This is a genomic window from Clostridium sp. FP1, from assembly GCF_011065975.2.
In the GTDB taxonomy this organism is placed as follows: domain Bacteria; phylum Bacillota; class Clostridia; order Clostridiales; family Clostridiaceae; genus Clostridium_AD; species Clostridium_AD tagluense.
In genome coordinates, this window is the sequence record NZ_JAAMNJ020000001.1 from 1,681,852 (window position 1) to 1,706,910 (window position 25,059).

At 31.8% G+C, this 25,059-nt stretch carries 27 protein-coding genes and 1 pseudogene; 21 read left to right on the forward strand and 7 right to left on the reverse strand.

Annotated elements, in window-relative coordinates; translation table 11 throughout:
* Positions 1-135: 135 nt before the first annotated feature.
* The 3 genes from G9F70_RS08110 to G9F70_RS08120 are packed head-to-tail and all read right to left on the reverse strand — an operon-like array spanning position 136 to position 3,222.
* Positions 136-501, reverse strand: a complete 366-nt coding sequence (locus tag G9F70_RS08110) for a DUF1667 domain-containing protein (RefSeq protein WP_164944978.1) — start codon at positions 499-501, stop codon at positions 136-138.
* Positions 502-507: 6 nt separating this feature from the next.
* On the reverse strand, positions 508-1,767 hold the full coding sequence (locus tag G9F70_RS08115) for an NAD(P)/FAD-dependent oxidoreductase (RefSeq protein ID WP_164944977.1): 1,260 nt from the start codon (positions 1,765-1,767) through the stop codon (positions 508-510).
* 15 nt (positions 1,768-1,782) lie between these two features.
* Positions 1,783-3,222, reverse strand: a complete 1,440-nt coding sequence (locus G9F70_RS08120; RefSeq protein WP_164945007.1) for an NAD(P)/FAD-dependent oxidoreductase — start codon at positions 3,220-3,222, stop codon at positions 1,783-1,785.
* 420 nt (positions 3,223-3,642) lie between these two features.
* Here G9F70_RS08120 and G9F70_RS08125 point away from each other — a divergent pair, with 420 nt between their 5' ends.
* Positions 3,643-4,215, forward strand: a complete 573-nt coding sequence (locus G9F70_RS08125) for a glycerol-3-phosphate responsive antiterminator (RefSeq protein WP_124997569.1) — start codon at positions 3,643-3,645, stop codon at positions 4,213-4,215.
* Positions 4,216-4,368: 153 nt separating this feature from the next.
* On the opposite strand, the gene G9F70_RS08130 is transcribed toward G9F70_RS08125, so the two are convergent.
* From G9F70_RS08130 to G9F70_RS08145, 4 genes are all read right to left on the reverse strand, one after another.
* Entirely contained in the window at positions 4,369-5,202 is an 834-nt protein-coding gene (locus tag G9F70_RS08130) for a carbohydrate ABC transporter permease (protein WP_164944976.1), read from the reverse strand.
* Positions 5,199-6,089, reverse strand: a complete 891-nt coding sequence (locus G9F70_RS08135) for a carbohydrate ABC transporter permease (protein WP_164945006.1) — start codon at positions 6,087-6,089, stop codon at positions 5,199-5,201. Before G9F70_RS08135 ends, G9F70_RS08130 begins: the two co-directional genes overlap by 4 nt.
* A 135-nt stretch (positions 6,090-6,224) precedes the next feature.
* A complete protein-coding gene (locus G9F70_RS08140) occupies positions 6,225-7,547 on the reverse strand; it encodes an ABC transporter substrate-binding protein (protein WP_164944975.1) in 1,323 nt (440 codons plus the stop codon).
* A gap of 321 nt (positions 7,548-7,868) precedes the next feature.
* On the reverse strand, positions 7,869-8,033 hold the full coding sequence (locus G9F70_RS08145; RefSeq protein ID WP_164944974.1) for a hypothetical protein: 165 nt from the start codon (positions 8,031-8,033) through the stop codon (positions 7,869-7,871).
* A gap of 192 nt (positions 8,034-8,225) precedes the next feature.
* On the opposite strand from G9F70_RS08145, the gene G9F70_RS08150 reads away from it, so the two are divergent.
* The 20 genes and pseudogenes from G9F70_RS08150 (at position 8,226) to G9F70_RS08245 (ending at position 25,059) form a co-directional block, all read left to right on the forward strand.
* Entirely contained in the window at positions 8,226-8,645 is a 420-nt protein-coding gene (locus G9F70_RS08150; RefSeq protein WP_164944973.1) for a HutP family protein, read from the forward strand.
* A 544-nt stretch (positions 8,646-9,189) separates the two neighbouring features.
* The gene (locus tag G9F70_RS08155; protein WP_164944972.1) at positions 9,190-10,200 is read left to right on the forward strand and encodes an ABC transporter substrate-binding protein; all 1,011 of its coding nucleotides are present in this window, start codon (positions 9,190-9,192) and stop codon (positions 10,198-10,200) included.
* A complete protein-coding gene (locus tag G9F70_RS08160) occupies positions 10,200-11,093 on the forward strand; it encodes an ABC transporter permease (protein WP_164944971.1) in 894 nt (297 codons plus the stop codon). Before G9F70_RS08155 ends, G9F70_RS08160 begins: the two co-directional genes overlap by 1 nt.
* A complete protein-coding gene (locus tag G9F70_RS08165) occupies positions 11,077-11,871 on the forward strand; it encodes an ABC transporter ATP-binding protein (protein WP_164944970.1) in 795 nt (264 codons plus the stop codon). Before G9F70_RS08160 ends, G9F70_RS08165 begins: the two co-directional genes overlap by 17 nt.
* A gap of 250 nt (positions 11,872-12,121) precedes the next feature.
* Positions 12,122-13,126 (forward strand): type II CAAX endopeptidase family protein, encoded by a 1,005-nt coding sequence (locus G9F70_RS08170; protein WP_164944969.1) that lies wholly within the window; start codon positions 12,122-12,124, stop codon positions 13,124-13,126.
* A gap of 77 nt (positions 13,127-13,203) precedes the next feature.
* Entirely contained in the window at positions 13,204-13,644 is a 441-nt protein-coding gene (locus G9F70_RS08175) for a GNAT family N-acetyltransferase (protein ID WP_164944968.1), read from the forward strand.
* A 37-nt stretch (positions 13,645-13,681) separates the two neighbouring features.
* Positions 13,682-14,035: pseudogene (locus tag G9F70_RS08180) on the forward strand (response regulator transcription factor); the annotation flags it as partial.
* Positions 14,036-14,094: 59 nt separating this feature from the next.
* Positions 14,095-14,313 (forward strand): ATP-binding protein, encoded by a 219-nt coding sequence (locus G9F70_RS08185; protein ID WP_224617474.1) that lies wholly within the window; start codon positions 14,095-14,097, stop codon positions 14,311-14,313.
* Positions 14,314-14,538: 225 nt separating this feature from the next.
* Entirely contained in the window at positions 14,539-14,784 is a 246-nt protein-coding gene (locus G9F70_RS08190) for a hypothetical protein (RefSeq protein WP_164944966.1), read from the forward strand.
* 26 nt (positions 14,785-14,810) lie between these two features.
* On the forward strand, positions 14,811-15,455 hold the full coding sequence (gene yidC / locus G9F70_RS08195; RefSeq protein ID WP_164944965.1) for a membrane protein insertase YidC: 645 nt from the start codon (positions 14,811-14,813) through the stop codon (positions 15,453-15,455).
* 211 nt (positions 15,456-15,666) lie between these two features.
* Positions 15,667-16,836, forward strand: coding sequence for a 1-propanol dehydrogenase PduQ (locus G9F70_RS08200; protein ID WP_164944964.1), 1,170 nt, complete (start codon positions 15,667-15,669; stop codon positions 16,834-16,836).
* Positions 16,837-17,060: 224 nt separating this feature from the next.
* Entirely contained in the window at positions 17,061-17,405 is a 345-nt protein-coding gene (gene eutS / locus G9F70_RS08205; RefSeq protein WP_124997607.1) for an ethanolamine utilization microcompartment protein EutS, read from the forward strand.
* Between the two features lie 9 nt (positions 17,406-17,414).
* Positions 17,415-17,846: a EutP/PduV family microcompartment system protein gene (locus tag G9F70_RS08210; protein WP_164944963.1), complete on the forward strand. Its 432-nt coding sequence runs from the start codon at positions 17,415-17,417 to the stop codon at positions 17,844-17,846.
* A 38-nt stretch (positions 17,847-17,884) separates the two neighbouring features.
* On the forward strand, positions 17,885-18,457 hold the full coding sequence (locus G9F70_RS08215; protein ID WP_124997611.1) for an ANTAR domain-containing response regulator: 573 nt from the start codon (positions 17,885-17,887) through the stop codon (positions 18,455-18,457).
* The gene (locus G9F70_RS08220) at positions 18,450-19,859 is read left to right on the forward strand and encodes a sensor histidine kinase (protein ID WP_164944962.1); all 1,410 of its coding nucleotides are present in this window, start codon (positions 18,450-18,452) and stop codon (positions 19,857-19,859) included. Before G9F70_RS08215 ends, G9F70_RS08220 begins: the two co-directional genes overlap by 8 nt.
* A gap of 178 nt (positions 19,860-20,037) precedes the next feature.
* Entirely contained in the window at positions 20,038-21,471 is a 1,434-nt protein-coding gene (gene eutA, locus G9F70_RS08225; RefSeq protein WP_164944961.1) for an ethanolamine ammonia-lyase reactivating factor EutA, read from the forward strand.
* Between the two features lie 22 nt (positions 21,472-21,493).
* Positions 21,494-22,858, forward strand: coding sequence for an ethanolamine ammonia-lyase subunit EutB (locus G9F70_RS08230; RefSeq protein WP_164944960.1), 1,365 nt, complete (start codon positions 21,494-21,496; stop codon positions 22,856-22,858).
* Between the two features lie 18 nt (positions 22,859-22,876).
* The gene (gene eutC / locus G9F70_RS08235) at positions 22,877-23,755 is read left to right on the forward strand and encodes an ethanolamine ammonia-lyase subunit EutC (protein ID WP_164944959.1); all 879 of its coding nucleotides are present in this window, start codon (positions 22,877-22,879) and stop codon (positions 23,753-23,755) included.
* 30 nt (positions 23,756-23,785) lie between these two features.
* The gene (gene eutL, locus G9F70_RS08240; RefSeq protein WP_124997621.1) at positions 23,786-24,439 is read left to right on the forward strand and encodes an ethanolamine utilization microcompartment protein EutL; all 654 of its coding nucleotides are present in this window, start codon (positions 23,786-23,788) and stop codon (positions 24,437-24,439) included.
* 14 nt (positions 24,440-24,453) lie between these two features.
* Entirely contained in the window at positions 24,454-25,059 is a 606-nt protein-coding gene (locus G9F70_RS08245) for a BMC domain-containing protein (RefSeq protein ID WP_164944958.1), read from the forward strand.

A 25,059-nucleotide genomic window follows, 5' to 3' on the forward strand; every position in this document is an offset into this window, starting at 1 on the left:
AACGTTTACTTGAAGCTTATAGAAACACGGTATTATGTTCATTAATACCGTGAATTTACTAATAATTAATTTGCCACCAAGGTGGAACTTGACACATGCCATTTGCCACGTGGTGGCACTATGCTACAAAGAACATTATGCCTGTTCAATATCCTTAGTTGCTATAATATTCACTCCTGTGTTAAGTACGTTTTTCAGTACCACATCACCTATATGGATGGGAGCTTTTACTGAAACATTTTTTAATGCTCCTACACAGTCATAAATCAAATTCTTTGGAATATCCTTCTCAGTCTTTACAGGAAGTATCGCACTTTTTCCGTTTGTTACTAAAACAGATGATGTAACAACTCTTGTTGGATTTGTACATTCCTTCTTACCATAGTTTTCACCGATTTTACAGGTATTGCCGGATACACTTATAACTTCATTGCCAGAAAGCTCTACTGTAAGAGCACAACCCACTGGACAGCCTATGCAAGTCAATTCTCTAGTACTCATAATATACTACTCCTTTTCTACTTTTATAGTAATCTTCGTACATTCACTATATTTATCAAAAACTGCTTTAGTTAATTTAACACTTTCCATTTCGCCAGGGGTCAAAATCTTCTTTTTTAAATGCATTTCTAAAGCATCATCAAAGTATACAGATATATAAGAATTTTTATATACCTCGCCTACTCTAAATCTAACATCTATTCCATTACCGATATTTTCAGCATTGATAGTCTGTGGTACTGTATACCTAACACCATCTGTTGCGAAAATTGGAATCGAAGCTCCCTGGCGGTGAATTCCATTTATATAATCTGCGGCATTTCTACCAGCAGTGTAGCTTTCAGTGGTTACATTGTCTACCAAATCGTGAACATGAAGCACATTACCACAGGTAAATATCCCAGAAATACTTGTCTGCATACTTTCATCAACCTCAGGTCCTCCAGTAACTCTAGAAAGTTTAACATTTGCTTTTCTAGAAAGTTCATTTTCAGGTAGAAGTCCAACAGATAAGAGTAATGTATCGCAAGGAATATATTCCTCAGTGCCAGCAATTAAATTTCTCTTATCATCAACTGCGGCTATTGTAACTCCAGAAAGCCTATCTCCACCATGTATATTTATTATAGTGTGGCTTAATTTTAGTGGAATATCAAAATCGTCTAAGCACTGTACAATATTTCTCTTAAGTCCACTTGAATGGGGCATAAGCTCTATACAAGCTTTTACTTTTGCTCCTTCTAGGCTCATTCTTCTTGCCATTATAAGTCCGATATCTCCGGAACCAAGGATTACTACTTCTTTGCCTGGCATTAAGCCTTCAACATTAACATACTTTTGAGCTGTTCCTGCTGTATAAATACCTGAACATCTTGCTCCTGGTATGTTTAAAGCTCCTCTCGGTCTTTCACGACAGCCCATTGCAAGTATTATTGCTTTTGCCTTAATCTCAAGAATACCGTCCTGCGTATTTACTGCAGTAACTTGTTTATCATCATTTACATCTAAAACCATAGTATCTAGCTTATATTCAATTCCAAGACTAACAACCTTGTCAATAAATCGTTTTGAATATTCAGGACCGGTTAATTCTTCTTTAAAGGTATGAAGACCAAAACCATTATGAATACATTGATTGAGAATACCACCTAATTGGTCATCTCTTTCTATAATTAAAATGCTATTTATGCCTTGATCCTTTGCAGAAACCGCAGCTGCAAGTCCTGCTGGACCGCCACCTATTATGACTAAATCATATTCTTGCATATTTATTCCTCCAATTTATAGTAAGTCTTTATTTTTGCCAGTTATTAAAATAGAATTCCCACCTGATTTTGTAACCTGGTCGCGAGGTATATTAAGTTCTTTTGATAGTATGTCTACAACTCTTGTAGCACAAAAGCCTGATTGGCATCTCCCCATTCCAGCTCTTGTACGTCTTTTAACTCCATCAAGTGTTGTTGCTCCAAGGGGTCTTCTTATTGAATCTATAATTTCGCCTTCAGTTACGGTTTCACACCTGCAAATAATTTTGCCGTATTCAGGTATTTCTTTAATTATTTCTTTTCGCTCTTCATTTGACATTTCTCTAAATTTTCTTATACCTTGTCGTATAGGATTAAATTCTGAATTTTTTTCAGGTGTTAATTTTCCTATTACTATATCAGCTACCATTACAGCAATGCTTGGAGCACTAGTTAAACCTGGTGAATCAATTGATGCTACATTAATAAAGTTTTTAGCATCAATTGCCTCCCCAATTATAAAATCATTTCCACTATTTTTTGCTCTATTACCTGCAAAAGAGGTTATTACCATATTCATAGGAAGTGGCTCTTGAATGCTGAGTCCTGCGTTTAATAAAATATCATCAATACCTTCCTTAGTTGTACAAAGATTATCTTTGCTTTCTACATCTACAGCATCAGGACCAACGAGGAGATTGCCATCCACAGTAGGTGTAACTAAAACACCTTTTCCAAGTTTAGTTGGAAGTTGGAAAATAGTTTTTGTAACTAAATCTCCTATAGCTTTATCAAATAAAACATATTCTCCTCGTTTTGGAAGTATTTTAAATTTGTGATTGCTTACCATATTATTAATTTCATCTGAGAACAAACCAGCTGCGTTTATGATTAGTTTTGTCTCAATGGTACCTTTATTAGTTTTTATAATATAATTATTTGATTTTTTTTCTATATCAATGACTCCAGTTTCAAATTCAAATTTAACACCGTTGTTATATGCGTTCTCAGCCATAGCAATAGTCATTTCATATGGACAAACTATTCCACCTGTTGGAGCATATAATGCAGCAACACATTTTTTAGTTATATTAGGTTCCATTTCGCGAACCTGATCTCCAGTAAGAATAACTAAACCAGGTACTCCGTTTTTTTGTCCTTGATGAAGTAAATTTTCTAAATCTCCTAGGTGTTCCTTGTCAAAACATAAAACCAATGATCCATTTCTCTTAAAGGGAAAATCTAATTCCTTGGCAAGGTTTGTATACATTGCATTACCTAGGGCGTTTAATTTCCCTTTCAGAGTACTTGGATCTGCATCATGCCCTGCATGAACAATAGCACTATTTGCCTTTGAGGTTCCAGAACCTACATCACTAGATTTATCAAGTACACATGTTTTTAAATTATATTTAGATAGCTCTCTCGCTATTCCGCAGCCCACAATACCAGCACCAATAATAGTTACATCAAACATCATATTACCTCCTAAACGCAAACAAAAAGAGAACCTTGAAAAATAGGTATAAAATACCTATAGATCAAGGCTCTCTTCTCTTCGCCTCTAAATTATTTAATATAATACTAACATAATAATTAAACAATTGCAAGAGCAAATAATTATAAAACCAAATAATGTATATATAAATATAATCACTATAGATGATTTAATTAGAATGTTCTGATTAAAACGTAAAGATTATTTTTGTGTATTTGGTATAAAAGCATAACAAATAAATAAACTTGAAAGAAAAATAACAGTGTGATAAAATTAATTTTATTAATATAATGTTGAAGATAGGGGAACTATAATTTAAGGTAGCATAGTCTTGATATTTTGCTTTATTACATTAGAATATATTGCGGAGACTAAAATAAATTTTTGGGGGATATATTATTGGAAAACTTAGATCAATTACTAATAGAAAACCCGGTTATTGCAGCAATAAGAAATGAAGAAGATTTAGAAAAAGTAATTCATAGTGGTGTTCTTATTGTGTTTGTATTGTATGGAAGCATAATAAGTCTAAAGAAAATATGTGTGAGGCTTAAAGAGGCAGGCAAAGTAGTATTTGTTCATGTGGATTTAATAGAAGGATTAAAAGGGGATTATACTGGACTGCTTTTTATAAAGCAATGCGGAGAGCCCTATGGTATTATAACTACAAAAGCAACAAATATTAAAAATGGAAAAAAATTAAATTTTTGTGTTATACAGAGAATATTTGTGGTGGATTCACTTTCCCTTAAAACAGGAATACATAATATACAATCTGTACTTCCAGACGCTGTAGAAGTTATGCCAGGAGTTGCAAGCAAGATTATTAAAAGTATGGAAAATCAAGTTCGAGTACCAATTATAGCAGGTGGCTTAATTCAAACTAAAAAGGACATAATGGAATCAATTAGTGCAGGAGCCATGGCAATTTCAACAACAAAACAAGAATTATGGACTTTATCTGAGGAGTGAAGGGAACAAGGATTTCAAGTATAATTACTTTGAAATTCTTGTCTTTTATTTTTCAGTAGTTTATGCACGCGTTTGCACGAAACAATAGGGAATAATAAAAAATCTCTTTACCTCAAGTGAATTTAAGGTAAAGAGATTTTTTAGGAAAATTGATTATTTTATACTTCCAGCTGCTATAGATTTTATAATTTGTTTTTGTGCTAAAAAATAAAATATTACAACGGGAATAATTGCGAGAGTTAACCCAGCAAGAGCTAAATGCCATTGCTTGGTATATTCACCAAAGAAAAAGAAAGTTCGGAGTGGTAATGTTTGTGTCTCTGGTGTATTGATAACCAAGGAAGGCAATAGAAAATCATTCCAAAGCCAAACTGTGTTTAAAATAGAAACCGTAACGGTTATTGGCTTTAATAGTGGGAATATTATATACCAAAAGGTTTGAAATTTGTTACAACCATCTAACATGGAAGCCTCATCTAACTCTTTGGGGATTCCTTTTACAAAACCATGATATAGAAATATGGATAAGGCTGCTCCAAAGCCAAGATACATAAATATGAGTCCGCCCATATTTAATAATTTAAGGTTGCCCATAATTCTAATTAGTGGCAACATGATGGCCTGAAAAGGTATTAACATGGATGCAACAAATAATAAAAGAATAGCATTGCTTAGCTTTGATTTTGTTCGCTCTAACATCCAGCCTGCCATTGAAGCAAATATTGCAATAAGAATAACACCACTTATTGTTATTATTAAAGAATTTGTAATTGCACTTACATAGTGTAATCTATCAAATGCTTCTTTGTAATTATTAAAAGTGAATATTTTAGGAAAGGATAATACACTTTCAAATAACTCTTTTTTTGTTTTGAATGAATTGATAATAATAATATAAAAAGGTGATAAAAACAATATACCTAAGGCAACACCAACAACTCCTAGAGTTAAGTTACCCGCCGTTAATTTTTTAGTCTTTTTTATCATGCTTCCACCTCATTTTTCTTAGAAAAATACACTTGTGTTAAAGTGATTACACCAACTATTAAAAGAAATATAACAGCCTTTGCTTGCGCTACGCCCATATGATTAAATTTAAATGCTGTGTTGTAAATATTCATAGCTAGCATCTGTGTTGAATTAGCAGGTCCACCTGCAGTTAAAGATAAGTTTTGGTCGTAAAGCTTAAAGGAATTAGATAAAGTTAAAAATAAACTTACTGTAAATGCAGGTCCTACAAGAGGGAATGTAATGTTTTTTATTCTTTGCCATGCATTTGCACCATCGATTTTAGCTGCTTCCGTAAGCTCTGGTGGTATGTTTTGAAGAGCGGCTACATAAATAACCATTAAATATCCTGACATTTGCCATGACATTAGTATTACTAATCCGAAAAATCCAGTAGTACCATCCGATAACCAGCCTAGTAGCCAGTTCTGATGAAGGACATTTCCAAGTCCGGCAAAAACTTGTGTGAAAATAAACTGCCAAATAAATCCGAGTATAAGTCCACCAATTAAGTTAGGCATAAAAAATATAGTTCTAAGTAGATTGTTACCTTTCATTCCAGTTGTTACAAGTAAAGCAAGTCCAAATCCGATACAATTTATTACTACTACTGAAACTACAGTAAATAAAGCTGTAAATTTGAATGAATTAAGAAAAGTGGGATCATTAAAAGCAGCTACATAATTTGTAAATCCAACCCAAGTTATTTTGGAGCTAATTCCATTCCAGTCTGTAAAAGAATAATAAACTCCAAAAATCAATGGTATGAGTATAACTAAAGTGAATACAGCTAAGATTGGTCCAACAAACATCCAAAAGGACAAATTATTTTTTTTTATCACATTAGTTCTAAAGAAATTGAGCATTTTCTTACATATGTTCATCCGATTATTTTGTTTCATCACACTATCTCCTTTCATGCACTATCCGTAATATTAAAGTAATCCTGGAAGGACTTTGATTTTCCAGGATTATGAAATATTAAGTCTTATTGATTTATACTATTTTTTTCTTGAATCTGCCCATGACTTCTTAACATTTTCTACTAATTTATCCCATGTGATAGTGCCAGCAGTATATTTTTGAACATCTGTTCCGAATTTTTCCATGCCCCAACCTGTAGGATATCCCATGAATACCCAGTGCATTGTTTTTCCTTCGGTTACATATTTAAGGACTTCTTTACCTAGTGCATCTTGTGGTTGCAAGTTTGCGCCTTCAAAACCTTTTAAAGCTGGTATAAACTTAAAGTCTTTAATAATCATTTCTTTACCTCTGTCTGAAGTATATAGCCAGTTTAAGAAGTCCGCAGAAGCTTTTTTTGCTGCATCATCTTTTGAACTGTTAATAGCCCAATACATAGGTACTCCAACTGGAATACAACCTTCTTTAACACCATCTAAAGGCGTTGGTAATATACCAATATTTTTAGATAATTCTGAATTGATACCATCGATTGATCCAAAAGCCCAGTTTCCTTGTTGAATAATTGCTACTTTACCCATAGAGAACATTTTTTCAACTTGCGTAGAATAATCTACGCTATTAATTGATTTATTAGAACCATCTGGTTTATACGCATATTTAATTTGAAGATCTAATAGTTTCTTTAATGGTTGATTTTGTTTAAATGTTGTTTCTTTTGTATTAAATGCATCTATAACTGTTGGAAATTCATTTGCAAAGGCAATGTTAGATAAGTGCAATCCTGTTACCCAAGTTTCCTTGCCAGGCAAAGCAAATACCGCATCTAGTTTTAAGTCTTTTTTCTTTGAATCCAATGTTTTTGATGCAGCTTCTAAATCTGCATAGGTTTTAATTTTTGAAGCATCAATTCCTGCTTTTGTGAATATTTCTTTATTGTAAATAAGTCCATATCCTTCCTGGTCAAATGGCATACCTAAAAGTTTGCCATCCATTTTCACAGCGTCTAAGGTTCCGGGGTAAGCTTGTGCTACCCAAGGCTCTTTTGAAAAATCTTGAAGTTTTGCCTTCCAGTCAAGTGCATCTTGAGGTCCACCTATATTGTATATGGTTGGTTCTTGTCCTGATGCAAATTTAGATTTTAATGCTGCACCGTAATCTTCTCCACCACCAACTGTTTGTACATTAATTTTAACATTTTTATTTAATGCCATGTATTCTTTTGTGGCTTTTTCAAGAGCATCTTTTGCTTCAACTTTAAATTGGAATATATCTACTACTACATTCTTCGCCGCCGCTTCTGGAGTAGCAGGCTTAGTACCCTTACTACAACCAGACAACACACTTGCCATTACAGCAATTGTACATGCAACTGAAATAAGTTTTTTTGTGTTTTTCATTATTTATTCCCCCTTATTTTAATTAAATTTTACTTGTGCAATCGTTTGCTTAATAAAACAATAAACCATTTCAAGAAGATTGTCAATATAGTAATATTATTTATTTATCTATCTATTTAAATACCTTGTTGATTGGTTGGGTAACCCTAGGCAGTGTTATAGGTTAGTGCGTAAAATTGTTAATGTAGTAGCATCGCATATGATGATTTAATAGAGCTAGATATATGTGTCAAAAGTGTTGCAGTAAATTTAAGCTTAAAAAAAAGCAATCTCTTTACCTGAAATAAATTTAAGGTAAAGAGATTGCTTTTTTTAGATTGTTTAAAGTTGTTTGTCACAATCTAAAGGCCCACATATGTCAAACTCGGAATCTGATGGTTCTGGTACAAAATTTGCGACTTTTTTAGCTTTTTCAAGTTTAGCTTTTTCTATTTTTACTGATTCCTCTGGGCTCAAGGTTTTAGGTTGTATTTCTTTATCTGTCATTAGCAATCCTCTCCTTTTTTAATAGTATTAAGTTATTTACTATACTATAACGCTAAATCTAAATTATATCAATGATTGTGAACAAATATTAATTATTATATTAGATTAATTATTTCTTGTTTTTAAATTTTGGATGGTACTATAATATATGTTATAATACAAGTAAAAAATCTTAAGGTAGAGGTGATACTTATGGATCATAAAAGTACAGATATTGCTAAAGTTTCTGTGAAAATGTCCCTATGTTCAAGAGCTAGTGAAGAAAAGCTCATAATAGCTTACAAAGAAAAAGGAGTAATAGTTACTGCAATAGATATTGGAGGTAATTTTTCGGGATTTACTACAAAGGTAATTGAAAGTGCTATTGTAGCATCTAAAAGAGGTGGACTTATAAAGGATTGTCACGTTCATGAGGGTGCTGTAGCGGGTGCTACTAAAGAAGCCTTATCGCAGATTGCATCTAAAGCCAGCGGCTTAAATGTAGGCGGTAAAATAGGAATAGCTAGATCTGGTGAACATATAAGTGTGTGTATATTTTTAAGTATAGGACTACTCCATTTGAATGAAGTTGTAATAGGACTTGCACATCGTTCTATACCTGATATTTATTAATTATAATTTAACATTTAAAAGTTTTGTATTTTCAAATATATTGACATTTCAAATAAGTTGTTATATTATATCTATAAAGTTTTAACTCCTCCTATGCGAAATTCGCCCACCTCTTAGGTGGTGAGATGAATAGCATATTATTGTAAATGGTTCGATACCATTTACAATAATTGCATTTGTATAATTAGTATTAAATTTGTTATAATTATATTATAGGTTTTCAAATTACCGTAGGTGCTACGGAAAGGGTTTGACTTAAAAACCCATAGCCTTGGAAACTGATAAGTCGTAAAATAATTTCCTACTTGTAGGTTGACTAGGATTAAAGGAAGCTCTCACTTCTAAAGTGGTGAGTAGTTCACAGAGGTAGTAGTAACAAATTTGAGGAAGACCATAATGTAGATAATGTAGATAATGTATTTTGTAGAATGGTAGCGTAGCATGGTAGGAATTAAATGGTAGGAATTAATACGTAAATAAAGCTGGCTATAAATTAAATAGTAGCTTTTATTTTTATAACTAAATATTTTAGGAGGATGGTAGTATGGTAGCAAAAAAATTATTATTAGGTGTAATAGGCATGTCTTTTTTAGGTGCCTTTGTTTTAACAGGGTGTTTATCTGCTAAAACAAAAAATCAAAGTAATTCTGATAAGGTGATAAGTATCGGAATAAGTCAACTCGTAGAACACCCAGCACTAGACAAAACTCGCAAAGGATTTATAGATGCCCTTAGCTCTAAGGGGTTTAAAGATGGCGAAAAAATCAAGATAGACTTTCAAAATGCCCAAGGGGACATACCAACAGCTCAAACTATTGCAAGCAACTTCATTTCCGAAAAGAAGGATTTAATATTTGCTATAGCAACACCTAGCGCGCAGGCAGCATATAGCGGTACTAAAAATATTCCTATACTTATAACTGCTGTAACTGATCCTGTAAAATCCGGTCTTGTAAAATCTCTAAATAAACCAGGTACAAATGTTACAGGCACTAGTGATATATTGCCTATGGATAAACAATTTCAGTTAATGAAAAAAATAATACCTAACTGCAAAAAGGTAGGTATATTGTATAATACTAGTGAAGCAAATTCAGAAATCCAAGTAAATATGGCAAAAGAAAAAGGGTTAAAGATGAATTTAGAAATAATAGCTGTGGGGATTTCAAGTTCTAATGAGATATCACAAGCATTAAATTCATTGCTTCCTAAAATTGATGCTTTATATACACTAACAGATAATTTGGTAGCATCTTCAATGCCTCTCATTAGTTCTAAAGCCATTGAAAAAGGAATTCCTATAATAGGCGCTGAAAAAGCTCATGTTGAGGCTGGTGCACTAGCTACAGAGGGTATAGACTACTACAAACTTGGTATTCAAACAGGTCTTATGGCAGTTGATATCATAAATGGTAAAAAGCCAAAAGATATGCCAGTGCAGACGTTAAAGGAAACAACACTTACCATAAATGAAGTCGTGGCAAGCAAACTTAAGATTACTATACCTAGTGATTTAAAGTCAAAAGCAGTGCTAGTTAAGGGTGGTGCTAAGTAATGGATGGCTTAATTATAAATATATTAGAACAAGGATTTATATTTGCAATAATGGCTATAGGTGTTTACATAACTTATAGAATATTAGATTTTCCTGATTTATCTGTAGATGGAACATTTGCATTAGGTGCTGCAGTTACAGCGGCCGCACTAATAAAAGGTGTAAATCCTTATATATCGCTACTTTTAGCTTTTATTTCAGGTATGATGGCTGGAGGAGTTACTGGGATACTTCATGTAAAGCTTAAAATAACAAATTTACTTTCGGGTATTCTAGTTATGATTGGACTTTACTCTATAAATCTTAGAATAATGGGGAAAGCTAATATACCATTATTTTCACAAAACACTATTTTTTCTAATGATATTTCCCCGGTAATCATAATTGCACTATTTGCTATATTAGCTAAGATAGCTTTAGATTTGTTTTTAAAAACAAAACTTGGTTTTATATTAAGAGCTACAGGGGATAATCCTCAAATGGTAACTTCACTAGGCGTTGATATAGGAACTATTAAAATACTTGGTCTTATGATTTCAAATGGTCTTGTAGCAGTTTCAGGTTCTATGATGGCTCAATACCAAAAATTTTCTGATGTAGGTATGGGAACTGGAATTATAGTTATGGGGCTAGCTTCTGTTATATTAGGAGAAGCTATTTTCAAAAAAGCTTCATGGCTGGTTCCAACAACTACGGCAATTTTAGGTTCAATATTATACAAAGGTAGTATATCCCTCGCTTTAAACTTAGGCTTACCACCAACAGATTTAAAACTTGTAACTTGTATAATTGTTATATTTGCTTTGTCTTTAAACGGGCGAAAATTTAACTTGAATTTTAAAATGTTAAAAAGAGTTAATTTGGGAGGTGTGCCAATTGCTCCAAATAAATAATCTTAAAAAAGTTTTCAATAAAGGCACAATAAATGAAAAAGTAATATTCAACAATTTTAACCTTCATATAAATAAGGGTGATTTCATTACTATAATAGGTAGCAACGGTGCCGGAAAATCGACCCTTTTAAATTTAATATCTGGTTCAATATTACCGGACGCGGGATCTATTTCTTTAAATGGAAGAGATATATCAGCGCTTCCTGAACATAAAAGAACAAAATTTATAGGTAGGGTATTCCAAAATCCAACTTTAGGTACATCACCTTCTATGTCTATATTAGAAAACTTATCCATGGCTTCTAATAAAGGACGTAAGTTTGGATTAACTCCTGGCATTAATAAGAAAAAAATAGCTCTATTTAAGCAAGCATTAGCAGGACTCTCTTTAGGTCTTGAAAATAATTTAAGTAAAAAGGTTGGATTGTTATCTGGTGGTCAAAGACAAGCTTTGTCGCTACTTATATCAACCATATCTAATCCAGACTTATTGCTGCTGGATGAACATACAGCAGCCTTGGATCCTAAAACTTCTGAAAATATAATAAAATTAACCAAAAATACTGTTAGTGAAAAAAATATAACTACAGTGATGATAACTCACAATTTAAATTATGCTATAGATATAGGAAATAGATTAATAATGCTCCATGCTGGAGAAATACTACTAGATATTAGCGGTGAGGAAAAGAAAAATTTGACTATACCTAAACTATTAGAATTATTTAACAATAAAAGTTCTGTGGACTTTATAAGTGACGAAGTAGCATTCTCTTAAAAATTTTGGAAAGGAGGTAACTTTAAGTTATCTCCTTATTTTAGTTTATAAATTTATTGATCATTTGTTGGGGATTAATATTATAGTGAAGACAGTTATATGTTAGGAAATTATAGTATAATAGTTACTTGCCTTTTTTACTAAGAATCTTAATAGAGTATACTTAGATGTACATTTACACGAGAAGGAATTATATGCTTAATGTAGAATATAGTATATAGTATATTTTAGAAAAATTGGAGGAATTTTTATGGGCGAAAATTTAAAACAAACAAAAGATGAAGTCTCACTATTTTTATTTATAACATTTTTAATCACTTTTCTTATGGGCGGGTTTATGCTCTATGTTCATAAAACCATGATAAATGTTAACTTAGCAACATTTGCAGAGGTGCAAATGTTTTATCCAGCTTTTGTTGTTATTGCTTTAAAGATGTTTTACTATAAAGAAGAAATAAACAATAACATATTTATATTTTACAAAATTTACATAGGGTTATTTATAATTTCTTTTGCTATTCAAATACTAGGAGTCTTTCTTTTTCCACATAAATTAGAGATTGTACAAGCAATAGTGCTTAGCATATTTAGCATAGTAACTTTTAGTTTAGTTACAAAAAATAAAGAAAATTGTTTCGATAAAATAAATATGGTTTTTGGCAAGAATTTTAAAATGGTAATTATATTAGCATTAATATTTTTTATACTGAAATTAGTTGTTTCACTTGTATATGCAATCTTACCGGGACAGGTATTTTCAATATCTGGTAATGATATTTCAAAAACTATCTTATCAATCATTACAATTCCAATTAACATTGTATTAATTTGGATTATGTTTTTTGGTGAAGAATTTGCATGGAGAGGATATTTACAACCAAGACTTCAGGTTATGTTTGGTAAAAAGCTAGGAGTAATAATTTTAGGAGTTATTTGGGGATTTTGGCATTTTCCATTATGTTTTATGTTATACAGTCCAGCTACACCTATACTCTGCGTTATTTCTCATGTTTTTTATTGTACTATAATTGGAGTGTTTTTAGGATATGTTTATATGAAAACAGGCAACCTGTGGTCCGTTATAATTATTCATATAATTAACAATTCTTCCTTGTCAGCTGAAGCGGGTTATGGAGCAATATTGACGTTAAAAGATGTGGCTATTTCAATTTTATTGTTTGCTATAGTTTATTTACCTTTCATATTTACTAAAGAATATAAGGCTGATAAGAATGAATTTAATATACAAGAATAAATAGATAGAGAAGATTTCATTTCTTAAGTGCTGAGTAGCTTACGAAAATTTGTCTGAAATCCTGGAGGGAATAATGTATGAATATATATTTTAAAAAAGTAACAAGTGAAAATTATAAAAAGGTAATATTACTATCAGTAGAAGAAAGTCAGAAAAACTTTATTGAAAGTAATGAAGTTTCTTTGGAAGAATCAAAAACAGGAGATCATTGGAGGCCAGTTGCTATATATAATGATAATGATATTATTGGATTTGCAATGTATGGGTATTTTCATTGTGAAAAACGTGTGTGGCTTGATAGACTTATGATTGATAAAAATCATCAAGGGAAAGGTTACGGTAAGATTGCACTAAAGCTATTAATAAATCACATTATAGCAGAGTATAAATGTGATGAAATTTATTTAAGCATTTTAAAGGATAATGTTAATGCACAAAAATTATATGAAGAATTTAATTTTAGGTTTAATGGAGAATTAGATATTAGTGGAGAATTTATAATGGTATTAAAAATATAAAATATTCCAGTAAAATGGATTCACAGGAATAACTAATAAACTTGCTAAAAATATAAGGAAAACTAAAGAAATGCCTGTAATTGTAATCTCAGCTAAAGTTGATAAAAAAGATAAGGTGGAGCTGCTTAATCTAGGAGCAGATGACTATATTACTAAGCCTTTTGATATAGAAGAAGTATCAGCTAGAGTTTATTCAAATCTTAGAAGGTACATGAAGTTTAATAATAACAATGATGAAAACCAAAATTTAGTTTACAAAAATATAAACTTGAATAAAGAAACCAAAGAGGTTTATGTAAACAATAAAGAAGTTAATTTCACAGCAAGAGAATTTAATATACTCCAATTATTTTTGAGCTATCCCCAAAAGGTATTTTCAAAGGCAAATTTATTAGGGTAAACATAAAAATACCTAAAGAAAACATATATATAGTAGCTGAAGAAAAATCCTTGGAGCGTGTAATAGAAAATTTATTAAGTAATACCCTTAAATATGCAAAAGATACTGTGGATATTTGTTTGAAAGTACAGAATAATATGGTACTACTGAGAATTAGTAACATTGCTGAAGATTTGACTTTAGATGATGCGAAACATATTTTTGATAGATTTTATATGGCGGATAAAACAAGGAGTGATAAAGGAACTGGTTTGGACTTGCCATTGTAAAAGGATTAGTTCAGAAGATGAACGGGAATATAACAGCAGATATTATAGGTAAAACCTTAAATATTTATTGTAAGTTTCAAATTATCAAATCATAATTGATATTTATATTTAAAATAATAATATAATTTGTTTATAAATGAGATAATTTAAAATTATAAGAGTATGTATAATAATTTTCCAATATATGATATAATCATTTAAAATAATAGATAGGGGGAGTGTAAGTTGAATTATGACTTAATAAATTTAATTCAGTTAATGTTTTTAGTAATATGTTTTACTGGCATATTCTCTTATACAGTATACGCCTATAAAAATCTTAAGCATAAAGTTGAAGAAAAAATTACAAAAAATATTTTAATTCAGTGGCTTGGATTTATAAAAAATATACTTCCTGAAGATTACATAATTTATGAAAAGTATGGTATATGGATATATTTAGAGCGTTTTAAAATGGAAATGATGTTTTAGCCAAAATTATTCTAAGGAGGATAAAAATGAACATCATTTTTAATTTTTTAAGCGGTTTATTAAATTCAATTTTTAATTTTACTGGGGATTGGGGACTAGCAATAGTTTTACTTACAGTAGTGGTGAGATTAGTACTTTCACCAATGTCTTTTAAACAAAAAAAATCCATGCAACAGCAACAAAGGTTCGCTATAAAAATGAAAGAAATTAAGGAAAAATATAAAGATAATAAAGAAAAACTTGAAGAAGCAGTTAAAAAACAATCTACTGAAAGTGCAAAAAGCATGATGGGTTGCTTGTTAACTTTGCTCCAATTGCCTATATTAATGACTATGTGGAGTGTATTTAATAAAATTCCTGTGGACGTGGGAACGTATCTTATACCTTGGGTGTCTAGTATTAAGATATCTGACAGTTATTTTGTTGTTCCACTAATATATGTGATTGTATCATTAACTCCAAGCTTGCTTTCATATGTAACTTTATTAAAAATTGAAGGTCAGGCTACAATTAGTAAGAGTAATATTATAGTAATGGCAGTAGTTGGTTTATTTGTTGCTAAGGCAGCGCCAATTGCAGTGGGTATATATTTGATAACCACAAGTGTGTTTAATTTTTTAGAAGAGTTTGTTTTTAGAATGTATATGAGAAATTTAAAAACTGAAAAGTAACAGTAATATGCACATAGGATTTTCGAATTTAAAATTGAATCACTTTAAATTATTAATTCTTGACATATCAAAATATAAAATATAAAATTCAACTATAGTATAATTTCATATTTTTATTATGCACAATGAAGTGTATTAAATGAGCAAAGGTGCTCCATGGGAAATAATTCCTATGGGGCTTTTTTTATTGTATTGTGAAAGGAGAATATTAATGAAAAGTTTTAACATTAAAACACAGATATATTTTGGGGACGATTCATTAGAAAGATTAAGTAAGCTTAATTGTCATAAGGTATTTATAGTTACGGATCCGTTTATGGTAAAGTCAGGTGCTATAAATAAAATTACTGATGAAGTTTTAAAGGGAGATGCTAAGTATCTAATATTTTCAGATATTTTACCAGATCCGCCCATTGAAGTTGTAGTAAAAGGTATAGAGGTTATGATGAGATTTAATCCAGAGGTAGTTATAGCTCTAGGTGGTGGTTCTGCTATAGATGCAGCAAAGGCAATATGTTCTTTTAGTTCTAAAGTGCAAGAGCGTATAGGATGTGGAGTTAAGAATACTAATAAAATTAAATTTATAGCTATACCTACAACTAGTGGTACAGGTTCAGAGGTCACAAGTTTTTCTGTGATTACAGATGCAAGTAAAAATATAAAATATCCACTAGTATCAGATGAATTAATTCCTGATGAGGCTATATTAGATGCACAGCTTGTTATACCTGTACCAAATTTTATAACAGCAGATACCGGTATGGATGTACTAACCCATGCTATAGAAGCCTATGTTTCTACAAAGGCAACAGACTATACGGATGCCTTAGCCGAAAAAGCTATAAAACTGGTTTTTCAAAATTTAATGAGGGTTTATAAGAATGGTAATGATATTGAAGCAAGAAAGAAAATGCATAATGCTTCATGCATAGCAGGGATAGCCTTTAATAATGCATTACTTGGGCTAAATCATGGAATGGCACATATTATTGGTGGGAAATTTCATGTGTCTCATGGAAGAGCTAATGCTATAGTACTGCCCCATGTAATAGAATACAATGGACATATAAAAGGTTTTAATTCAAGTGATTATACAGAGGCAGCTAAAAGATATTGTGAAATAGCTAAAATATTAGGTTTGCCATCTTCAAATGTTAGACAAGGGGTAAAAAACCTAATAGGAGCTATAAATAAGCTTTTAAAGGAACTAAATATGCCTAAAACACTAAAAGAAGCAGGAATAAGGGAAGAAGATTTTCAAAAGGAAATTTTAGAAATGTCTAATATAGCTATAGCGGATAGATGTACTGAAACAAACCCAAGAATACCTCATCAAGGGGAAATAAAAGATTTATTTGAAAGGGTTTTTTATGAAAATTAATAAGGCACATTAAAATAAATCACACTGAAAAATTCACAATATTAAAAATATTTTCTATTGATTGAATTTTAACATTGACAAATTAAACCAAGGGGTATAGAATCTAAATATGGGTGCACAATGGCGTGCAAGTCTTAAAGAAAGCAATGTGGCTTCTTAAAAATATAATTATATTTTTAAGAAGCCTATATTTTTATAAAATTTAAAGGATTTGTGGTGATACTATGGAAGAAAAACAAAGAGTAATACAGGAATATGTTCCTGGAAAGCAAGTTACATTAGCCCATTTAATTGCGAATCCCAACAAAGATCTATATAAAAAACTAGGACTTACATCAGATCATAAGGATGCCTTAGGAATACTTACTATAACACCTAGTGAGGCTTCTATTATAGCAGCAGATGTGGCGACAAAGTCAGCAGATGTATCTATTGGTTTTGTAGACAGATTTAGTGGCTCAGTGGTTATAGTTGGTGATGTAGGTAGCGTAGAGTCAGCACTTACTGAAGTTATAAAGGTTCTTACTAATGTGCTTGATTTTTCCGAATGTAAAATAACTAGATCTTAGAGGTGCAATATGAAAACGTTAATGTTAATTGGAAAAACAAGTTGTGGAAAAACTACTTTGACTCAAGCTTTAAACCAAGAAGAATTACAGTATAAAAAAACCCAGACAGTTGAAGTTATTGATGGCATTATAGATACTCCCGGTGAGTACATTGAAAACAGGGCTTATTATAGGGCACTTATAGTTACTTCTGTAGAAAGCGATGTAATCGCTTTGATTCAGGATTGCAGCGAGGAGGCTAATATTTTCCCTCCAAGCTTTGCTAGTATATTTGCGAAGCCAGTTATTGGAATTATTACAAAAACTGATTTGTGCTGTGATGAAAACAAGATAAAAGCAGCAGAAGAGGTTCTAATAAGCGCAGGTGTAGAAAGAATTTTTAAAGTAAGTGCTTTTAATAAAATTGGTTTAGAAAACTTAAAGGATTATCTTATTGATTAAACTTTTCAAAAATCTATTTTTATTTTATGAGGTGAAATATGAATAAAAGAATAGTAATAGCCGATGATGAGCCTATTACAAGAATGGATTTAAAAGAAATATTAGAAGCTGAAGGATACGATGTTGTAGGAGAAGCTTCGGATGGATTTGATGCAGTAGAATTGTGTAGAAAACATTCACCTGACTTAGTGCTTATGGATATAAAGATGCCTCTTCTTGATGGACTAAATGCAGCTAAAATAATTCAAAATGAAAATTTAGGTAGTGGAGTAGTATTAATCACTGCTTATAGTGGCAAAGAGTTCGTAGAAAAAGCTACTAAGGTAGGTGCTATAGGATATATAGTTAAGCCTATAGATGAAAAATCACTTATTCCAACTTTAGAGGTAGCTATATCTAAGAGTGCAGAAATAAAAAAAATAAAAATAGAAATTGAAAAAGTTTCGAGTAAGTTAGAGGAAAGAAAAATTGTTGAAAAAGCTAAAGGCTTGTTGATGCAAAGAGATAAAATCATTGAGCAAGATGCTTATGACAATATTAGAACACTTAGTATGAAGAAGAGATGTTCAATGGGAGATATAGCCCAGGCTATAATAATGAGTTATGAATAGTGGAAATATATATGAACTATGCAAAATGTACACTAATTTAGATGAGGATGATATTTTAAAAATAGAACAAATGTCATCTTGTATTAAATCTTTTGCGGATATTCTAAATGCAGATGTTTTTATAGATTGTCCAACTAGAGAAGCTGATGAAGCAATAGTTGTAGCTGAAGCAAAACCTATTAACAGACCTTCATTGTATCAAAACACTGTAGTAGGTGAACTAGCATTAAGAGATAACGAGCCTGCTGTGCTTAGAACCTTAGATCTTGGCATAGCAACAAAAGACTTGAAGGCTCTGACTCAAGAACATATAAATGTGAGGCAAACGGTGTCACCTATAGAGAATAATAGCAAAATTATAGGGGTTCTAATAGTAGAAAAGGATATAACAGAAAAAATAAATAAAAATAAGCATATGGAAATGTTAGCAGAAGGATATGAGCAGCTAGCAAATACCTTAGTATCTTCTACAGAAAATGAAAATAACATAGCAGATCACTTAGATGAAGCTATTATTATCTTTGATGAAGAAGGTGTAGTTAGGTTTAAAAATCCTATTGCGGAGTTATTATACAAAAAGCTTGGCTATAAAGAAACACTAATAGGCATGGATTATGACAATTTAGCTTTAGATGATACTAATTTTGAGCAGGTAATGAGTTCACCGAGTTCTAATGAATGTGAAGTGCATTTAGGAAAATTGTTTTTTAAAGTTAAGAGAATAATATTAACTGATAAAAATTTAAAACTGGTTACTATGATTAGGGACATAACAATGATGAAGGAAAAAGACAAGGAATTAATTTTAAAATCTGTAGCTATTAAAGAAATTCACCATAGAGTGAAAAACAATCTACAGACTATAGCAAGTCTACTTAGACTTCAAGCAAGAAGAAGTGATAACCAGCAGACTAAAGATTCATTAAATGAAAGTATGAATAGAATTTTAAGTATAGCAGCTACCCATGAATTATTATCTCAAGAGGGTTTGGATGAAGTAAATATACAAGAAGTTATTATTAATATCAAAAATAACGCTATTAGGTATTTTAATGCAGCTAATAAAAATATTGAAGTGAATTTAATTGGAGATAATTTTAAAGTAAGTTCTGATAAAGCAACCTCAATAGCCCTTGTAGTAAATGAATTACTTCAGAATTCATTGCAATATGCTTTTATAGATAAAGATTCTGGGAATATAGATCTTATAATTGAAAAAAGTAGAATATATTCTACTATTACTGTAGTTGACAATGGCACAGGTTTTGATATAAATAATGTTAGAAAAAATAGCCTAGGACTTAGCGTAGTAAATAGTATAGTTGTGGATAAGCTAAATGGGAATATTAATATAGCTTCGGATTCAGAAGGAACTAAAGTTTTATTTGATTTTAAGAATTAAGGGTTACATAAAAGATTAGATTTTTTATAAATTAATATGGATAACCGAAACACAATGATGTGTTTTTGGGGTAAGCAATGAGGCTTAAAGTTATTTTTGATAAATAACTTTAAGCCTTTTTTGTTACCTAAATTGTGTTTCTAAAAATCTATATAAACATTTGAAAAGAGGAATTAATATGAGAGAAGAAATTCTAAGTGTTGGTATAGATATTGGTACTTCCACAACACAACTTGTATTTAGCAAGTTAACTATAGAAAATTTAGCCTCAAGTTTTGCCATACCTAGAATATCCATTGTGGATAAAGAAGTTATATATAGAAGTGAAATATACTTCACCCCACTTAAATCTCAAAAGGAGATAGATGGGGAAAAAGTTCGGGAAATAGTAGAAAGAGAATATCACAGTGCGGGAATAGCTACATCAGATGTTATAACTGGGGCTGTTATAATAACCGGGGAAACTGCTAGAAAGCAAAATGCAAATGATGTGCTACAAAAGTTAAGTGGACTAGCAGGAGATTTTGTTGTTGCTACTGCGGGACCTGATTTAGAATCAATAATCTCTGCAAAGGGTGCAGGAGCAGATAAAATTTCAGAGGCTTACGACTCTACTGTAGTTAACTTGGATGTTGGTGGAGGAACTACTAATATAGCAGTTTTTAAAGAAGGAAAGCTTTTAGATACAGGATGTTTAGACATAGGTGGAAGACTTATTAAAATTGATAAGGAGTCAGGTATCATTATATATATTGCTGATAAGATAAAGGAACTGGCAGAGTTAAAGCATATCCATATAGAAGAAGGTGAAAAGCCTTCAGTTGAAGCTTTGAATATCATAGTGGATGAAATGGTTAAACTTTTAGAGGAAAGTGTGAATATAAGACCTAAGAGCAATTTCTATGAAAGAATACTTACCAATAAGGGAATTAAGAAGGATATAGAAGTAGAGTATATTACTTTCTCTGGAGGAGTTGCTGATTATGTTTACAAAATGGACACTGAGGATATGTTTAAGTATGGAGATATAGGTGTATTACTTGGAGTGGCTATTAGTAAGTCAAACTTATGTACTAAACTTGTGGTTAAAAGATCTATAGAAACCATAAGGGCTACAGTGGTAGGAGCTGGTTCACACACCACAAATATTAGCGGAAGTACAATAACATATACAGAGGATAAGTTTCCTATTAAAAACCTTCCAATATTAAAGCTTTCAGAGGAAGAAGAAAATTCCGGTTATGAAAACATGGTAAAAGTTATAAAGGAAAAACTTAAGTGGTTTACACTTGAAAATGAGCTTCAACCTGTTGCTATAGCTATAAAAGGGAAATTAAATCCTAGTTTTGTAGAAATACAAAAATTAGGTGAAACTTTAAGGGCAGGTATGGAAGATATTTTAAAATCGGATTTTCCAACTATTTTAGTAATAGAAAATGATATAGCCAAGGTTTTGGGACAAACTTTATATAGGCAGCTTGACTTTAAAAAACAAGTTATCTGTATTGACACTATAAAGGTTGAAAATGGTGACTACATTGACATAGGTAAACCTCTAGCAAATGGTAGAGTTTTGCCAGTAATAATCAAAACGCTGATATTTAGTTCATAAAAAATAAGAGGGGTGAATTATCTTGAAATTAAAAACAAAGTTATTTGGAAAAGTGTATGATTTTAAATCAATAATGGAAGTTATGGCAAAGGCAAATGAAGAAAAATCAGGAGATAAGCTTGCTGGGATTGCAGCAGAATCTTCAGAGGAGCGAGTAGCGGCTAAGGTAGTTTTAAGTCATTTAACTTTAGAAGATTTAAGAAATTGCCCAGCAGTACCTTACGAAATAGATGAGGTAACTAGAATAATTCAAGATGATGTTAATGAAAAGATATACGCTGAAATTAAAAACTCAACAGTATCTGATTTTAGAGAGTGGATTCTAGATGAAAATACCACAGGAGAAAATATTAAGAGGGCTAGCCGCGGTATTACTAGTGAGATGGTAGCTGCCGTAACTAAGTTAATGTCAAATTTAGATTTGATCTATGCAGCAAAAAAGATAAGAATTACTGCACATTGTAATACAACAATAGGACTTGAGGGAACCTTGTCTGCAAGACTTCAGCCTAACCATACCACAGATAATCCACAGGGGATTTTAGCATCTCTTATGGAAGGATTAACTTATGGTGTTGGGGATGCGGTTATAGGATTAAATCCAGTAGATGATTCCGTTGAAAGTGTAATGAGAATTCTTAAAACCTTTGAGGACTTTAAGAATGAATGGGAAATTCCAACTCAAAACTGTGTACTAGCTCATGTAACAACACAAATGGAAGCTATAAGACGTGGAGCTCCTGCAGATTTAATTTTCCAAAGTATAGCAGGTTCTCAAAAAGGAAATGAAGCTTTTGGAATAACAGCAGATATGTTGGAAGAGGCAAGACAATTAGCACTTAAAGAAGGAACAGGTTCTGGTCCTAATGTAATGTATTTTGAGACAGGACAAGGATCTGAATTATCTTCAGATAGTCATTATGGTGTTGACCAATTAACTATGGAAGCAAGATGTTATGGATTTGCTAAAAGATATAGCCCATTTTTAGTAAATACTGTTGTTGGATTTATCGGACCTGAGTATTTATATGATAGTAAAGAAGTTATAAGAGCAGGTCTTGAGGATCACTTCATGGGTAAATTAACTGGAATACCAATGGGTGTTGATGCTTGTTATACAAATCATATGAAAGCAGATCAAAATGATATAGAAAATTTATCTGTACTTCTTACAACAGCAGGATGTAACTACTTTATGGGATTACCTCATGGGGATGATATAATGCTTAACTATCAATCTACTGGATATCATGAAACAGCAACACTAAGAGAGCTATTAAACTTAAAACCAATAAAAGAGTTTGATGATTGGATGGAAAAAATGGGATTCACAAAAGATGGAAAATTAACTGAAAAAGCAGGAGACGCATCTGTATTTCTTAAATAATGAGAGGAGGAATAAATAATGGTATCAGAAAACGAGTTAAAAAAATTGGTTGAGCAGGTGTTATTAGAGATGACATCTAAATCTAAGCCAGTGGCAGAGAAGGCTGAAAATGTTATTAATGCTGAGGTTGAAGATGGATTTATTGAGGATATTACAACTGTTGACATAAAAAAACAACTTTTAGTTCCAAATCCAGCAGATGCTAAAGGATATTTAAAAATGAAGCAATCTACTCCAGCAAGATTAGGTATTTGGAGAGCGGGTCCTAGGTATAAAACAGAAACAGCTTTAAGAGTTAGAGCAGACCATGCGGCAGCTCAAGATTCAGTTTTTTCATATGTTTCAGAGGAATTCTTAAAGGAAATGAATTTATTTTCGATTAAAACAGAGTGCAAAGATAAGAATGAATATATAACAAGACCAGATTTAGGGAAAAAAATAACTTCCGAGGGTATAAAAGCTATAAAAGATAACTGCAAAATGAGACCACAGGTACAAATATATGTATCAGATGGATTAAGCTCAGCAGCTATAGAAGCTAATGTTCGTGACGTACTTCCAGCTATTGTGCAAGGTCTTGAGGGTTACAGAATTTCTGTAGGAACCCCATTCTTTCTTAAAAATGGAAGAGTAGGGGCCATGGATGTAGTATCTGAAACTACAGAAGCTGAAGTTACTTGTGTACTTATAGGAGAAAGACCAGGTCTAGTTACAGCAGAAAGTATGAGTGCCTATATAGCATACAAAGCTACTGTAAATATGCCAGAATCTAGAAGAACCGTTGTATCTAATATCCATAAAGGCGGTACACCTCCAGTAGAAGCAGGTGCTCACCTAGCCGATATAATAAAATTAATGCTTGAAAAGAAAGCAAGTGGAGTAGATTTAAAATTATAGTAAAGAAATTATAAGTAGGAGGGCAAATATATGAAAAATGAAGCTATTCGTGCAACGGTATTAGGTGTAAAAATAATATCAAATGTTAGCCAAGATTTGGTAGAGGCGTTTAATTTATCTCCACATCATAAGAGTTTAGGAATTATAACAGCAGATATAGATGATGTTACGTATACTGCTTTAGATGAAGCTACTAAATCTGCAGAGGTAGAAATAGTGTATGCTAAATCAATGTATGCAGGTTCTGCAAATGCAAGTACAAAACTTGCAGGTGAAGTTATAGGAATAATGGCTGGTCCAAGTCCAGCAGAGGTTAGCAGTGGACTTAATTGTGCTATAGATTTCATTGGAAATGGAGCGAATTTCGTAAGTGCTAATGATGATAATTCAGTGCCATATTTTGCTCACTGTGTATCGAGAACAGGAAGTTTTTTATCCAAATCAGCAAATATTAAAGAAGGAGAGCCTTTAGCTTACTTAATAGCACCTCCACTTGAAGCTATGTATGCATTAGATGCAGCGCTGAAAGCAGCAGATGTTAAGCTCGTGACTTTCTACGGACCACCATCAGAAACTAACTTTGGTGGAGCATTGCTTACAGGAAGCCAATCAGCTTGTAAAGCTGCTTGTGATGCATTTGCAGCAGCAGTTCAATTTGTAGCTGAAAATCCTACAAGCTTTTAAAGTAGGAAAGTTATATGAATAGGAGAGCCTTAGGTTTAGTTGAGGTAAAAGGCTACCTTGGTGCCATAGAAGCTGCAGATATAGCACTTAAGGCAGCTAATGTAAATCTCATAGGTTGTGAAATAGTTAAAGGTGGTTTGGTTACTGTAAAGCTAGAAGGTGATGTTTCTTCAGTAAAAGCAGCTGTAGAGGCTGTTGAAATTGGTATGATAAAGTTAGATCTTTTAGTAGGAGTTCATGTAATTGCAAGGCCAGATACATCAGTTTGGGATATGATTGAAAAAAATGTAAATACTGATGATAAAATTTATGAACACAAAAAAAATAATGAAGATTTACTATTTATTGAAAGTGAAAGTATTGAGGATGAATTTAAAAAGATCGAGAATATAAATCAAGAAGAAAAAATACAAAGGATTAAAGAGATAGAGTTTAAAGATAATTCACTAGAAAACAGTACAAGCCTAAGAGAAGAGTTAGAGAATAAAAAAGTAAATGATCTCAGAACATTAGCAAGAAGTCTTAGCTTAGATAATATGACTAAGAAACAGATAAAATTTGCTAAAAAAGATAGGCTTGTAGAAGAGATTATATTGTTCTATCAAAGGAGGACGAAGTAG